Origin of the sequence: Arthrobacter sp. M4, from assembly GCF_020251205.1 — a bacterium.
Classification (GTDB): domain Bacteria; phylum Actinomycetota; class Actinomycetes; order Actinomycetales; family Micrococcaceae; genus Arthrobacter.
Genome location: NZ_JAIWYX010000082.1, coordinates 1 through 256 on the forward strand (window position 1 = coordinate 1; position 256 = coordinate 256).

Annotated in this window: 1 protein-coding gene; it reads left to right on the top strand. The window is 70.7% G+C overall.

Annotated elements, in window-relative coordinates; translation table 11 throughout:
* Positions 1–256, top strand: a 256-nt coding sequence (locus LD110_RS23490) for a DUF222 domain-containing protein (RefSeq protein WP_225502347.1), incomplete at both ends; no start/stop codon positions are given.

Genomic DNA, 256 nt, shown 5'->3' on the forward strand with positions numbered 1-256 from the left:
GCAGCGGCAGGCACCGCAGCGGCAGGCACCGCAACGGATCTCACTGCCGTGGCCGAGTTGGAGGGCTACGGCCCCATCGACCCCACCACTGCCCGCCGCCTGGCCGCTCTCGCGCCCACTTGGCACCGGCTCTTCACCGACCCCGTCACCGGAGAGGCCCTCGGCGTCGGCCGCACCGTCTACCGGCCACCACAAGCACTTCGCAGATACCTCAACCACCGCGATAAAACCTGCCGCTTCCCCGGCTGCACCCGAC